This is a genomic window from Streptomyces sp. NPDC021224, assembly GCF_044332905.1.
Taxonomy (GTDB): Bacteria; Actinomycetota; Actinomycetes; order Streptomycetales; family Streptomycetaceae; genus Actinacidiphila.
In genome coordinates this window covers 145,708-159,514 of sequence record NZ_JBIRPW010000003.1, presented here as the reverse complement: position 1 = coordinate 159,514, position 13,807 = coordinate 145,708, and the positions used below count along the sequence as shown (strand labels likewise).

The window sequence follows — 13,807 nt, the reverse complement described above, 5'->3', positions numbered from 1 at the left end:
TGCAGGTCCCCGCGGTGTCGCGTGCCCGGCGCGCGCCCGCCGCCGGTCCGTGCCGCGCGGCGGCCGTCAGTACTGCGACAGGGCCCGCGGGCCGAGGTCGGTCCGGGCGGGCGGCGGCGCGAGCCGTACGGTCGCGGCCAGCACGGTCAGCCCGTGCGGGGCGACGACCACCGGGTCCAGCCGCACCGCGACGACCTCCGGCAGGTCGTCGGCCAGCAGCGACACCCGCAGCAGCAGCTCCTCCAGCGCGCCGGTGTCGACCGGTTCGGCGCCGCGCCAGCCGAAGAGCAGCGGCGCGGCCTTGATGGAGCGCACCAGGTCCGCGGCGTCCCGGTCGGTCGCGGGGACGAGCCGGTGCGCGAGGTCGCCGAGCAGTTCGGAGGGCGGACCGGCCAGCCCGAAGGACAGCACCGCCCCGGCGGCCGGGTCCACCCCGGCCCGGATCACCGTGTCCACTCCGCGCGGCGCCATCGCCTGGACGACGGGGCGCAGCTCCGCGGGCCCGCCCAGCCGCGCGGTCAGCTCCTCGTACGCGCGCCGCAGGTCGCCCTCGTCGGCGAGGTCCAGGCGGACACCGCCGAGGTCCGGGCGGTGCCGCAGGTGCGGGGCGGTGGCCTTGAGGGCGACGGGGTAGCCGATCGACCCGGCGGCGGCGACGGCCGCGTCGGGGTCCGGCGCGGGCAGCGCGCGGCGCACGGTGACGCCGTAGCGGGCGAGCAGGGCCGCCGCGTCGGCGTCGGCCAGGGTCACGCCCTGCGGCGGCGAGCCGGGCGGCAGCAGCCGGCGCACGTCCTCGGCGGCCGCGGCCTCCTGGATGTCGTCGAAGGCCGGGACGCGTCCCGGGTCGGCCGAACCCGCGCGCCACACGGCGTACCGGGCGGCCTCGGCGAGCGAGCCGACGGCCCGGTCCGGTGCCCGGTAGGCGGGCAGCCGCGCGCCCTCGCCGCCGGGTGCGCCGAGGCGTTCGGCGAAGGTCTCCAGGGCCAGGTGCACCACGACGACCGGCTTGTCCCCGGCGGCGGCGCGGCGCAGCGCGTCGGCGAGCGCCGGGTCGTCGCCCTCGTCCGGCACCCCGTCCAGGGCCCCGGCCTCGCCCGGCGGGGCGGTGGGCGGCAGGGCGTCGGCGGTGACCCGCGGGATGGCGGTGACCACGACCGCGTCGGTCGCCGGGTCGGCCAGCGCGCGGGTCAGGGCCTCGGCGAAGTCGGCGGGGGCGGCGGAGGTGGTGAGGTCCAGCGGGATGGAGGGGCGCAGGCCCGCGGTGAGCGCGGCGTCGTAGGTGAGCAGGCCGAGGGATTCGGAGTTGCCCAGGATCGCCAGCCGGTCGCCCGCCGGGAGCGGCTGGAGGGCCAGCAGGAGCCCGGCGTCGAGGAGTTCGGTGACGGTGTCGACGCGGATCACACCGGCCTGCCGGAAGAGCGCGCTCACGGTGCTGTCGGGGATGCGCGCGACGGGCACCGCGTGCCCGGCGGGCACCGAGCCGCTGTGCAGGGCGCCCTTGACGACCACGACGGGCTTGACGGCGGCCGTGCGGCGGGCGAGCCGGCTGAACTTGCGGGGGTTGCCGAAGGACTCCAGGTACATCAGCACGGCGTCGGTGTCCGGGTCGTCCTGCCAGAACTGGAGCAGGTCGTTGCCGGAGACGTCCGCGCGGTTGCCGGCCGAGACGAAGGTGGAGGGTCCGGCGCCGCGCCGGTGCAGCCCGGACAGCAGCGCGATGCCGATCGACCCGGACTGCGTGAAGAGCCCCAGCCGCCCCTGGTGCGGCATGGCCGGCGAGAGCGAGGCGTTGAGCCGCACGGAGGGCGCGGTGTTGAGCACCCCGAAGGCGTTCGGCCCGATGAGCCGCATGCCGTGGCCGCGCACCAGCCGTACCAGTTCGCGCTGCCGCTCGCGGCCCTCGGGCCCGGTCTCGGAGTAGCCGGCCGCGACCACGACCAGGCCGCGCACACCCGCCTCGCCGCAGTCGGCGACGGCCTGCGGCACCTGCCCGGCGGGCACCGCGACCACCGCGACGTCCACGCTCTCGCCGCGCGCGGCGATCTCCCGCACCGAGCGGAATCCGGGCACCCCGTCGAGGTCGGTGTCCGGCGCGAAGGAGTGGTTGACGGCGTACAGGCGGCCGGTGAAGCCGCCGGCGGCGATGTTGCGCAGCAGGGTGCGCCCCACCCCGCCGGGCCGCCGCCCGGCGCCGATCACGGCGACGGACTCCGGGCGCAGCAGCCGCTGCATGGAGCGGGCCTCGGCGCGGTGCTCGCGCGAGCGCATGACCTGCACGGACTCGGCGGTGGGTTCCAGGTCGAGGTCGAGGTGGACGACGCCGTCGGCGAAGCTGCGCCGCTGGGTGTAGCCGGCGTCGGTGAAGACCTTGACCATCTTGCTGTTGGCGGGCAGGACGTCCGCGGTGAAGTGCAGGATGCCGCGCTCGCGGGCGACGGCGGCGATGTGCTCCAGCAGTGCGGAGGCGACCCCGCGGCCCTGGTGGGCGTCCTGGACCAGGAAGGCGACCTCGGCCCGGGTCCCGGCGGCACCGGACACGGCCCGGCCGTGCTCGTCGGTGCGGTCGTAGCGGACGGTCGCGATGAACTCGCCGCCGACGGTGGCGGCCAGGCCCACGCGGTCGTCGTAGTCGTGGTGCGTGAAGCGGTGCACGTCACGGTCGGACAGCCGGGGGTAGGGCGCGAAGAAGCGGTAGTACTTCGACTCGTCGGAGACCTTCTCGTAGAAGTCGACCAGGCGTCCCGCGTCGTCCGGGCCGATGGGCCGGACATGGGTGATGCCGCCGTCCCGCAGCACCACGTCGGCCTCCCAGTGGACGGGGTACGGCCGGGGCGCTGCTCCCCGCGGGCCCTGGGCGTCTCGCGGGCCGTGCGCGCCGTGCGGTTCTTCCGGGCCTTGCGGGTCGGTCATGGCCTCCAGCGTATGCGGCGTGGCCATCTGGCGGGCGGCAGGCGCACGCGGGACCCTGGGCTCACCGGCCGGGTGCCCGGGTTGCGCCCGCGTCGTGCAAAAATGGTCTAGACAACTTGCACGACCTGACACACACACCGAAGGGCAACACCATGGTTGAGCGCCGCGTCAACGTCGGCTGGGCGGAGGGCCTGCACGCCCGCCCGGCGTCCATCTTCGTCCGCGCGGCGACCGCCGCCGGGGTGCCGGTCACCATCGCCAGGCAGGGCGGCGGCCCGGTCAACGCCGCCTCGATGCTCGCGGTGCTGAGCCTGGGCGCGAAGGGCGGCGAGGAGATCGTGCTGGCCTCCGAGGCCGAGGGCGCCGAGGCCGCGCTCGACCGGCTGGCCAAGCTGGTCGCCGAAGGCCTGGAAGAGCTTCCCGAGACCGTCTGACGCCTCGGGCGCCATGACGTGGCGCCGCACGGCTTTCCGCCGCGCGCGAGCAATTGCGCGCACGCCGGAACCAGCGGGTCCCGCAATCCACCAGGATTGCCGGGCCCGCTTTTTCACGCCCGCCTCACGCCTTTTCTGCGACCGCCCGCGGCGATACCCCGGACGATAATCACGCACTCTTGTATACGGTGCGATTGTTAATTGCGGCGGCGCCCCGCGTTTACACGGTGTTTCAGGGTTCTCACCGCCGCGGCGTGCTCCAGATGGACCGCGGCGAGCCTGCGGGCCCGCTCGGCGTCACCGCGCGCGACCGCGTCCACGATCGCCGCGTGCTCCTCCCAGGCCTCCGCGGCGCGCCCCGCCCCGTCGTCGGCGTAGACCCAGGAGATCTTGTGCCGCAGCTGGATCAGCAGCGCGGCCAGCGTCGGGCTGCCGGAGGCCTGCGCGAGGGTCTCGTGGAACCACCCGCTCAGCGACGGCAGATCCGACACCTGCCCCTGCACCGCCCGCTCCTGGCCCAGCCGCACCAGTCCGCGCAGCACCTTCAGATGCGCGTCGGTGCGCCGCTGCGCCGCCCGTGCGGCGCCCAGCGGCTCCAGCAGCCCGCGGATCTCCAGCAGGTCGGCGGCCTCCTGCTCGGTGGGCTCGGCGACCGACGCACCGGCGTGCTTGCGGGTCCTGACGAAGCCCTCGGACTCCAGGGTGCGCAGCGCCTCGCGCACCGGCACCCGCGAGACGCCGTAGCGCTGTGCGAGCAGTTCCTCGGTCAGCCGGCTCCCCGGCGGGAAGTAGCCGGCGACGATGTCGTCGCGTATCGCCGTACACACCACCTCGGCAGAGATTCGCCGCGCGGTGCCTTCCGACCCGCTCACGTCCGATTCCGCATCGCCCGACCACGTCCTTTCCCCGAATTGTGCAGCGACTCTATTCCAGCACACCGGGAAAGGGGAATGCGGCCCCGGAATTACGGTGGTATGCGCATATGCGCGGACCCCGGCGCGCACGGGCGCGCCGGGGTCCGTCGGCGGTCGCGGGGGCGCGCGGGCGGCGGGCGCCCGCGTCTCCCGCGGGGCTCAGCTGGTGACGCGCACCGGTCCGATGCCCAGCTCGCGCACGGGCTCGGCGATGGCGGAGGCGTCGCCGACCAGGATCACCACCATGCGGTCCAGCGGGAAGGCGCTGACCACGGCCGCGGTCGCCTCGACGGTGCCGGTCGCGGCCAGCCGCTCGTACAGATGCGCCTGGAAGTCGTCCGGCAGCTGCTGCTCGACCTGGTCGGTGAGCGTCCCGGCCACGGCCGCGGCCGTCTCGTAGCGCAGCGGGGCCACGCCCACCAGGTTCTGCACCGCGACGTCCCGCTCGTCGTCGGTCAGTCCGCCCTCGGCGAGGGTGCGGACGACCTGCCAGGCGTCCGCCAGCGCGGGCCCGGTGACCTCGGTGGCCACCGAGCCGTTGATCGCCAGCAGCGCCGCGCCGGTCCCGTCCGCGGAGGCCAGCAGCACCTGCGCGAAGGCCCGCACGCCGTAGGTGTAGCCCTTCTCCTCGCGCAGCACCCGGTCCAGCCGCGAGGTGAGGGTGCCGCCCAGGCAGTAGGTGCCGATGACCTGGGCCGGCCACACCGCGGCGTGCCGGTCGGGGCCGGTGCGGCCGATGAGGATCTGGGTCTGCACCGAGCCGGGCCGGTCCACGATGACGACGCGGGCGGCGTCGTTCGCGGTGATCACCGGGCGCGGGCGCGGCTGCGCGGCCGCGCCCGTCCAGCGGCCGAGCGTCTCGTCGAGCAGCGCGGGCAGGTCGATACCGGTCAGGTCGCCGACCACCACCGCGGTGGCCGTCGCGGGCCGGACGTGCGCGGTGTAGAAGGCGCGCACCGCCGCCGCGTCGATCCGCCGGACGGTCTCCTCGGTGCCCAGCCGCGGGCGGGAGCAGCGCAGCTCCGCCGGGAAGAGCTCCTTGGACAGCTCCATGGCCGCGCGGCGCGCGGGGTTGGCCAGCTCGTGCTCGATCTCGTCGAGCCGGTTGGCGACCAGCCGCTCGATCTCGTCCTCGGCGAAGGCCGGCGCGCGCAGCGCCTGGGCCAACAGCGACAGCGCCCGGTCCAGCCGGGAGGCGGGCACCTCCAGCGACACCCGCACCCCGGGGTGGTCGGCGTGCGCGTCCAGGGTGGCGCCGCAGCGCTCCAACTCGGCCGCGAACTCCTCGGCGGTGTGCTCGTCGGTGCCCTCCGACAGCGCCCTGGCCATGATGGTCGCGACACCGTCCAGGCCCTCCGGCTCTGCGTCCAGCGGCGCCGCGAGCAGCACCTCGACCGCGACGACCTGCTGGCCGGGGCGGTGGCTGGTGAGCAGCGTCAGCCCGTTGCCGAGCGCGCCGCGCTCGGGGGCCGGGAAGGCCCACGGCTTGGGCGCACCGGCCTGCGGCTGCGGGTGGAACGTCATGACGGCGGTGGTGTCGCTCACAGCTCGCCCTCCTCCTGGTCCGTGCCGGCGTCCGCGGCGGCGTCCTGCTCCCCGGCCTCGTCGTCGTCGGCGGCCTGCTGCGCCGCCTTGCCGGTGGGCTCGTACAGCAGCACCGCCCGGTTGTCGGGACGCAGCCGGGCCGCGGCGACCGCCCGGACCTCCTCCGGGGTGACCTCCAGCACACGTTGCACCGCGGTCAGCGCCTTCTGCGGGTCGCCGAACAGCACGGCGAAGCGGCACAGCTCGTCGGCCCGGCCGCCGACGGTGGCCAGCCGGTCCAGCCACTCGCGCTCCAGCTGCGCCTGCGCCCGCTCCATCTCCTCGGGCGTGGGGCCCTCGGCGGCGAAGCGTGCCAGCTCCTCGTCGACCGCGGCCTCGATCGCGGCCAGCTCGGCGCCGCCGGACGACTTGACGTCCAGCCACCCCAGCGACGGCGCTCCGGCCAGCCGCAGCAGCCCGAAGCCCGCGGTCACGGCGGTGCGGTCGCGGCGCACCAGCCGGTTGTGCAGCCGGGAGGACTCCCCGCCGCCCAGCACCGTCAGCGCCAGATCGGCGGCGTCACCCGCACGGGTGCCGTCCTCGGGCAGCCGGTAGGCGGCCATCAGGGCGCGCGAGGGCACGTCCTCCTCGACGACCTCGCGCAGCTGACCGCCCATCACGTCGGGCAGCGAGCCGTCGCGCGGCTGCGGCTTGCCGTCGTGGGCGGGGATGGTGCCGAAGTACTTCTCCACCCAGGCGAGCGTCTGCTCCGGGTCGATGTCGCCGACGACCGCGAGCACCGCGTTGCCGGGCGCGTAATACGTGCGGAAGAACGCCTGGGCGTCCTCCAGCGAGGCCGCGTCCAGGTCGGCCATCGAGCCGATCGGGGTGTGGTGGTACGGGTGGCCGTCGGGGTAGGCGAGCGCGGTGAGGCGCTCGAACGCGGTGCCGTAGGGCACGTTGTCGTACCGCTGGCGGCGCTCGTTCTTGACCACGTCCCGCTGGTTGTCCAGGCTCTCCTGGTCCAGTGCGGTCAGCAGGCTGCCCATCCGGTCGGCCTCCAGCCACAGGGCCAGTTCCAGCTGGTGGGCGGGCATGGTCTCGAAGTAGTTGGTGCGCTCGAAGCTGGTGGTGCCGTTGAGGGAGCCGCCCGCGCCCTGGACCAGTTCGAAGTGGCCGTTGCCCTTGACGCTCCCCGAGCCCTGGAACATCAGGTGCTCGAAGAGGTGGGCGAGGCCGGTGCGTCCCTTGACCTCGTGGCGCGAACCGACGTCGTACCAGAGGCAGACGGCCGCGACCGGGGTGAGGTGGTCCTCTGAGAGCACCACCCGCAACCCGTTCGCCAGGCGGTGCTCGGTGGCTGTCAGGCCGCTGGAGTGTGCCTCCGGCGAGGCCGTGTGACCCATGGGCAAGCTGTCCTTCCGGTCGCGTGCGTCTGTCCGCTGACTGCGTAGAGTGCTGCCACTCTAGGCAAGCGAGTGCGCGGGCGGTGAAGTTCCCGGTCGCGGACGCGCTCGTGCCGGGCCGTGGTCGGCGTTGTCGGCGGCGCGGTCCACAATGGTCCGCGTCAGTTCACCCGGTCCAGCCGAACAGATGTCCGGTGCAGCAGAACCACCGGTGCAGCAGGAACCAGACGAAGGAGCGCCGCCGAGATGGCCCGCCGCACGACGAAGACCCCGCCGCCGGACGACGGTTTCGAGGAGCGGATCCTCGACATCGACGTCGTGGACGAGATGCAGGCGTCGTATCTCGAATACGCCTACTCGGTCATCTACGCGCGCGCCCTGCCCGACGCCCGGGACGGCATGAAGCCGGTGCACCGCCGCATCGTCTACCAGATGAACGAGATGGGCCTGCGCCCCGAGCGCGGCTTCGTCAAGTGCGCCCGGGTCGTCGGCGAGGTGATGGGCAAGCTGCACCCGCACGGCGACGCGTCCATCTACGACGCGATGGTGCGGATGGCGCAGCCCTTCTCGCAGCGCCTCCCGCTGGTCGACGGGCACGGCAACTTCGGCTCGCTGGACGACATGCCGGCCGCCATGCGCTACACCGAGGCCCGGATGTCCGGCCCGGCGCAGCTGATGGTCGAGTCGATCGACGAGGACACCGTCGACTTCTCGCCCAACTACGACGGCCAGGAGCAGGAGCCCGCGGTCCTGCCGGCCGCGTATCCGAACCTGCTGGTCAACGGCTCGTCCGGGATCGCGGTCGGCATGGCCACCAACATGCCGCCGCACAACCTCGGCGAGATCGTCGCCGCGGCCCGGCACCTGATCCGCTACCCCAACGCCGACCTGGACGCGCTGATGCGCCACGTCCCGGGCCCCGACCTGCCGACCGGCGGCCGGATCATCGGCCTGGACGGGATCCGCGACGCGTACGAGACCGGCCGCGGCACCTTCCGCATCCGCGCGACGGTCACCGTCGAGGACGTCACGGCGCGCCGCAAGGGCCTGGTCGTCACCGAACTGCCGTTCAACGTCGGCCCCGAGAAGGTCATCGCCAAGATCAAGGACATGGTCGGCGCGAAGAAGCTCCAGGGCATCGCCGACGTCAAGGACCTCACCGACCGCGAGCACGGCCTGCGGCTGGTCATCGAGATCAAGAACGGCTTCAACCCCGAGGCCGTGCTGGAGCAGCTCTACAAGCTCACGCCGATGGAGGACTCCTTCGGCATCAACAACGTGGCGCTCGTCGACGGCCAGCCGCTCACCCTGGGCCTGCGCGAGCTGCTCCAGGTCTACGTCGACCACCGCTTCGAGGTGGTGCGCCGGCGCAGCGAGTTCCGCCGCACCAAGCGCCGCGACCGGCTGCACCTGGTGGACGGCCTGCTGGTGGCGCTCGTCGACATCGACGAGGTCATCGCGATCATCCGGGCCAGCGAGAACGCCGCACAGGCCAAGGAGCGCCTGATGGAGCGCTTCGGCCTGTCGGAGATCCAGACGCAGTACATCCTGGACACCCCGCTGCGCCGGCTGACCCGCTTCGACCGGATCGAGCTGGAGGCCGAACGCGACCGGCTGAACGCGGAGATCGCCGAGCTGACGCGGATCCTGGAGTCCGACGCGGAGCTGCGCAAGCTGGTGTCCGCCGAGCTGGCGGCGGTGGCCAAGCAGTACGGCACCGAGCGCCGCACGCTGCTGCTGGAGTCCGGCGGCGCGCCCGTCGCCGCGGTGCCGCTGGAGGTCGCCGACGACCCGTGCCGGGTGCTGCTGTCCTCCACCGGGCTGCTGGCCCGCACCACGGCGGACGCGGCCGGGGACGGGGGCGGCGGCAAACGCGCCAAGCACGACGTGATCGTCTCGGCGGTGCCCACCACCGCCCGCGCCGACATCGGGGCGGTGACCACGCACGGCCGGCTGCTGCGGCTGACGGTCATCGACCTGCCGGTGCTGCCGGAGTCCACCGGGCCGCTGACGCTGGCCGGGGGCGCGCCGCTCGCCGAGTTCGTCTCGCTGGAGGACGACGAGCGGGTGCTGTGCCTGACCACGCTGGACGAGTCGTCGCCGGGCCTCGCGCTCGGCACGGAGCAGGGCGTGGTCAAGCGCGTCGTGCCGGACTACCCGGCCAACAAGGACGACCTGGAGGTCATCGGCCTCAGGGACGGGGACACGGTGGTCGGCGCGGTCGAGCTGCGCACCGGCGAGGAGGACCTGGTCTTCATCACCGACGACGCCCAGCTGCTGCGCTACCCCGCGGGCCAGGTGCGCCCGCAGGGCCGGCCGGCCGGCGGCATGGCGGGCATCAAGCTCGCGGAGGGCGCCAAGGTGATCTCCTTCACCGCGGTGGACCCGGCGGTCGACGCGGTGGTCCTCACCGTGGCCCGCTCCGAGGGCACGCTGGACGGCGCGGGCGAGGGCACCGCGAAGCTCACCCCCTTCGAGCAGTTCCCGCGCAAGGGCCGGGCGACGGGCGGGGTGCGCTGCCAGCGCTTCCTGCGGGGCGAGGACGGGCTGCTGCTGGCCTGGGCGGGCCCCACTCCGGCCCGCGCCGCCACCGCGACGGGCGCACCGGCCGAGCTGCCGCCGAAGGACCCGCGCCGGGACGGCTCGGGCGTGCCGCTGGCCAAGCCGGTGACGGTGGTGGCCGGACCGGTGTGAGGCGGACGGGCCCGGCGCCGGGCCCGTCCTCCGCGGGGGCGGGGGCTCCGCGCCGTTGCCGCGGAGCTGCGGGTTAGGCTCCCCCGGTGACAGTTACGTGCACGTCCGCGTCGGCGGAGCTGGGCGAGTCCGTCGCGGCGACCGCGGCCGTCGCGACCACCTGGCTGCTGGTCGAGCAGCCGGGCCCGTGGGGGAACAAGGCCCTCACGTCCAGCCGGCTCGACCCCGCCGTGGGCCGCGAGCTGGAACACCTCGCCGACGGCACGGGCGTGCGCGTCGCGCTGATCCGCCGCCCCGGGCGGCACGCCGACCGGCACACCCCGGCCGCGCACCGGGTGTTCCTCGCGCACACCGCGCCGGGCAGCTCATGGGTGCGCACCGGCTCCGTCGCGGATCCCGCGGAGCTGACGGCGCTGGACCTCACCGCGCTGGGCGCGGGCACGCACGGGGGCTTCGGCAAGGCGTACACCGGTCCGCCGCTGGCGCTGGTGTGCACCAACGGCAGGCGCGACCGCTGCTGCGCGGTGCAGGGCCGCCCGCTCGTCACCGCGCTGGCCGCGGCCGAGGGCCCCGGCATCTGGGAGGCCACCCACCTGGGCGGCCACCGCTTCTCCCCCACCGTGCTGGTGCTGCCCTACGGCTACGCGTACGGGCGGGTCGACGCGCGGCTCGCAAAGGAGGTGCTGACGGCGGCGCACGCCGGGCGGATCACCCTCGACGGCTGCCGCGGCCGCTCCTTCTGGGACCGCCCCGGGCAGGCCGCCGACCTCGCCGTACGCGCCCTGACCGGCGAGGACCGGGAGGACGCGCTGACGGTGTCGGGCGCCGCCCCGGACGGGCCCGACGGCTGGACGGTCCGGGTGGCGCACACCGACGGCCGGGCCTGGGACGTCGGCGTCTCCCGGACGGCCGGGCAGCCGCCGCGCCCGGAGAGCTGCGGCGGCGCGCTCGGCACCCCTGCCGCGTTCACCGCGGACCGGGTGGCAGCCGTCAGCGGGCCTTCGTGACGAACTCCGTGGTGTAGGTCTTCGCCAGGTCCACCGTGGCGTTCTTCAGGTTGGGGTTGAAGGCCTTCAGCACGCGCTCCACGGTCGCCGGGCCGTCGGGCGGCATGACCCCGTCGGTGGTGAACATCGGCAGCGTCGCCTTGATCGAGGCCGCGTAGAGCTGCGCACCGCCCTGCGCGTAGTCCGCCGGCATCTTGGCGGCGATCTCCTCGGGCGTGTGGGTGGACATCCAGCCCAGGGTCTTGACGAAGGCGTTGGCCAGCTTCTGGACGGTGTCCTTGTGGCCGTTGACCCAGTCGGTGTTCATGTAGAGGCTGGAGGACGGGTAGAGACCGCCGAGTGCCTGCCGCGAGCCCTCCGGGGTGCGCATGTCGTAGAGCACCTTGCCGATGCCCTTGTCCAGGATCTGCGCGACGGTCGGGTCGGTCGTCATACCGCCCTGGATCGCGCCCTGCTGCATGGCGGCGATGAACGTCTGGCCGGCGCCGGCCGCGACCGGTGTGAAGTCGCTGACCTGGACGCCGTTGCTGACAGCCAGGTACTTGGTGAGGAAGTCGGTGGAGGAGCCGAGACCCGTGACGCCGAGCTTCTTGCCCTTGAAGTCCTTGGCGGAGGTGATGTCGGCGGCGGCCTTGTCCGACACGACCTCCACCTCGCCGGGCGCCTGGGCGAACTGCACCACCGACTCCACGTACTTCTTCTTCGTCTGGAGGTCCAGCGTGTGGTCGTAGAAGCCGACCGCGCCCTGGACGTCACCGGACACCAGCGCGGTGGTCGCGTCGACACCGGCGGGCTCGGTCATGAGGGTCACGTCCAGGCCCTCCGCACGGAAGTAACCGAGCTGCTGGGACAGCATCGCCGGCATGTAGATGACCTTGTCCAGGCCGCCGACCATGATCTTGACCTTGGTTCCGCCGCCGCCGGAGCCGCCGGAGGAACCGGCCTTGCCGGAGGAGTCGTCGGCGCAGGCGGTCAGCGTGGTCAGGGCGAGGGCCGCGGTGACGGCGAGCGCGGGGAGGGCTCTGCGGGTGCGCATGGGGGTCACGTCCTTGTGAGGTGGTGGGGCGGTGGAGGGAGGCGGTGGAAGGAGGCGGTACGTCAGCGGCCGGTGCCCGCGTCGGCGGGCTTCCAGCGGAAGAGCCGCTTCTCCAGGAAGGTGAGCAGGCCCTCGGCGACGAGGGCGACGACGGCGAGGATGACCATCGCCGCGTAGACACCGGCGGCGTTGAAGGTGCCCTGCGCGGTGGAGACCATCAGGCCCAGACCCTTGGTGGCGCCGATGTACTCGCCGACGATCGCGCCGATCAGCGCGAAGCCGAAGCTGACGTGGAGGCTGGTGAAGATCCACGAGGTGGCCGAGGGGATGACCACCTGGAAGGTGACCCGCCGGTTGCTCGCCCCGAGGATCCGGGCGTTGGCGACCAGGTTGCGATCGACCTCGCGGGCGCCCTGGAAGGCGTTGAAGAAGACCGGGAAGAAGACCAGCACCACCGCGGAGGCCACCTTGGAGGCCGGTCCGAGGCCGAACCAGATCAGGAAGATCGGGGCCAGCACGATACGCGGCAGGGCGTTGAGCACCTTGACGTAGGGGCCGAAGACGTCGGCGAGGAAACGCACCCGGCCCAGCGCGATGCCCAGCAGCACACCGGCGACGACGCCGATGAGCCAGCCGAACAGCGCCTCGGACAGGGTCGCCCAGATCTGCTCGGCGAGGCTGCCCTGCGCGGTGCCGTGCAGCGCCCACTGCCGGATCTGGTCCCAGATCTTGCTGGGCATGGAGAAGTTGAAGGGGTCGATGACCCCGGTGCGGGCGAACCACTCCCACAGGCCGAGCACCGCGGCGAGCACCAGCAGCCGGCAGCCGTACACCAGCAGCGTGCGGTTGCGGGCGGCGCGGGCCCGCGCCGCCCTGCGGTCGGCCGCGGACCCGGAGGCCGCGGCCTTCACCGTCTCCGGCCTGCCGGGCGCGGCCCGCTCCGGGCTCGCGTCCACGGGGTCACGCAGCGTTTTCGGCGGCTTCGGCACCGGTGGCACCCCTCTCCCTGGTGATGCGGACTTCCTCGCCGAGCGAGGACCAGATCTCGCGGTAGATCTCGACGAAGCGCGGTTCGAGGCGGACCTCCTCGACCTTGCGGGGCCGGGGCAGGTCGATCGTGAAGACCTCCTTCACGGTGGCCGGGCCCGCGGTCATGACCACGACCTTGTCGGCGAGCGCGATCGACTCCTCCAGGTCGTGCGTGACGAAGACCACCGAGGCGCCCGTACCGGCCCACAGCTCCAGCAGCTGGTCCGACATCAGGGCCCTGGTCTGCACGTCGAGCGCCGAGAAGGGCTCGTCCATCAGCAGGATCGACGGGTCGTTGACGAAGGTCGCGGCGAGCGCGACGCGCTTGCGCTGGCCGCCCGACAGCTGGTGCGGGTAGCGGTCCTCGAAGGCCGCGAGCCCCACCCGGGAGAGCCAGTCCCGCGCCCGCTCCCTGGCCTCCGCCCGGGGCACGCCGCGAAAACGCGGCCCCGCCATGACGTTGGACAGCACGGTGCGCCACGGGAAGACGGCGTCCTGCTGGAAGACGAAGCCGACCTCGGTGCCGATGCCGCGCACCGGCTCCCCGCCCACCAGCACCTCGCCTTCCGAGGGCTCCTCCAGGCCGCTGACCAGCGTCAGCGTGGTGGACTTGCCGCAGCCGGTGGGGCCGACGACGGCGACGAACTCACCGCGCCCGACCGTCAGGTCCAGATCTCTCACGGCGGTGTGCAGCGCGCCGGACGGTGTCCGGAACGCCTTTCCCGCCCCCCGCAGCTCGATGGCGGGGCTCGTGTCGTGGGTCATGGCGGTGGACGCTACGAGCGTCCGCCGGGCCCGCACAGGCTTGTGAGCGCAAGCCCGCCTTGTGCCCGCAAGCTGGGCTTGTGCTCGT

At 73.8% G+C, this 13,807-nt stretch carries 10 protein-coding genes; 3 read left to right on the top strand and 7 right to left on the bottom strand.

Features of this window, described 5'->3' with window-relative positions:
* Positions 1-66 precede the first annotated feature (66 nt).
* Positions 67-2,910, bottom strand: a complete 2,844-nt coding sequence (locus ACH4PY_RS09230) for a GNAT family N-acetyltransferase (RefSeq protein ID WP_398177926.1) — start codon at positions 2,908-2,910, stop codon at positions 67-69.
* 152 nt (positions 2,911-3,062) lie between these two features.
* Between ACH4PY_RS09230 and ACH4PY_RS09225 the strand changes: the two genes are divergently transcribed.
* The gene (locus ACH4PY_RS09225) at positions 3,063-3,344 is read left to right on the top strand and encodes an HPr family phosphocarrier protein (protein ID WP_398177923.1); all 282 of its coding nucleotides are present in this window, start codon (positions 3,063-3,065) and stop codon (positions 3,342-3,344) included.
* A 197-nt stretch (positions 3,345-3,541) separates the two neighbouring features.
* On the opposite strand, the gene ACH4PY_RS09220 is transcribed toward ACH4PY_RS09225, so the two are convergent.
* The 3 genes from ACH4PY_RS09220 to ACH4PY_RS09210 all read right to left on the bottom strand — a co-directional run bounded on the left by ACH4PY_RS09220 (position 3,542) and on the right by ACH4PY_RS09210 (position 7,188).
* The gene (locus ACH4PY_RS09220) at positions 3,542-4,216 is read right to left on the bottom strand and encodes a GntR family transcriptional regulator (RefSeq protein WP_398177920.1); all 675 of its coding nucleotides are present in this window, start codon (positions 4,214-4,216) and stop codon (positions 3,542-3,544) included.
* A 201-nt stretch (positions 4,217-4,417) separates the two neighbouring features.
* Positions 4,418-5,782 carry a M16 family metallopeptidase gene (locus tag ACH4PY_RS09215; RefSeq protein WP_398179266.1) on the bottom strand — a complete coding sequence of 455 codons (1,365 nt, stop codon included), beginning with the start codon at positions 5,780-5,782 and terminating at the stop codon, positions 4,418-4,420.
* Between the two features lie 17 nt (positions 5,783-5,799).
* Positions 5,800-7,188: a M16 family metallopeptidase gene (locus ACH4PY_RS09210; RefSeq protein WP_398177918.1), complete on the bottom strand. Its 1,389-nt coding sequence runs from the start codon at positions 7,186-7,188 to the stop codon at positions 5,800-5,802.
* 246 nt (positions 7,189-7,434) lie between these two features.
* Between ACH4PY_RS09210 and ACH4PY_RS09205 the strand changes: the two genes are divergently transcribed.
* Positions 7,435-9,882 (top strand): DNA topoisomerase (ATP-hydrolyzing) subunit A, encoded by a 2,448-nt coding sequence (locus ACH4PY_RS09205; RefSeq protein ID WP_398177915.1) that lies wholly within the window; start codon positions 7,435-7,437, stop codon positions 9,880-9,882.
* Positions 9,883-9,968: 86 nt separating this feature from the next.
* Positions 9,969-10,889: a sucrase ferredoxin gene (locus ACH4PY_RS09200; protein ID WP_398177912.1), complete on the top strand. Its 921-nt coding sequence runs from the start codon at positions 9,969-9,971 to the stop codon at positions 10,887-10,889.
* Here ACH4PY_RS09200 and ACH4PY_RS09195 read toward each other — a convergent pair.
* The 3 genes from ACH4PY_RS09195 to ACH4PY_RS09185 all read right to left on the bottom strand — a co-directional run bounded on the left by ACH4PY_RS09195 (position 10,873) and on the right by ACH4PY_RS09185 (position 13,719).
* Positions 10,873-11,925: an ABC transporter substrate-binding protein gene (locus ACH4PY_RS09195; RefSeq protein WP_398177910.1), complete on the bottom strand. Its 1,053-nt coding sequence runs from the start codon at positions 11,923-11,925 to the stop codon at positions 10,873-10,875. The two genes, ACH4PY_RS09200 and ACH4PY_RS09195, sit on opposite strands and share 17 nt — an antisense overlap.
* Before the next feature lie 62 nt (positions 11,926-11,987).
* Positions 11,988-12,881, bottom strand: coding sequence for an ABC transporter permease (locus ACH4PY_RS09190; RefSeq protein ID WP_398179263.1), 894 nt, complete (start codon positions 12,879-12,881; stop codon positions 11,988-11,990).
* Positions 12,882-12,885: 4 nt separating this feature from the next.
* Positions 12,886-13,719 (bottom strand): ABC transporter ATP-binding protein, encoded by an 834-nt coding sequence (locus ACH4PY_RS09185; protein WP_398177907.1) that lies wholly within the window; start codon positions 13,717-13,719, stop codon positions 12,886-12,888.
* Positions 13,720-13,807: the final 88 nt, after the last annotated feature.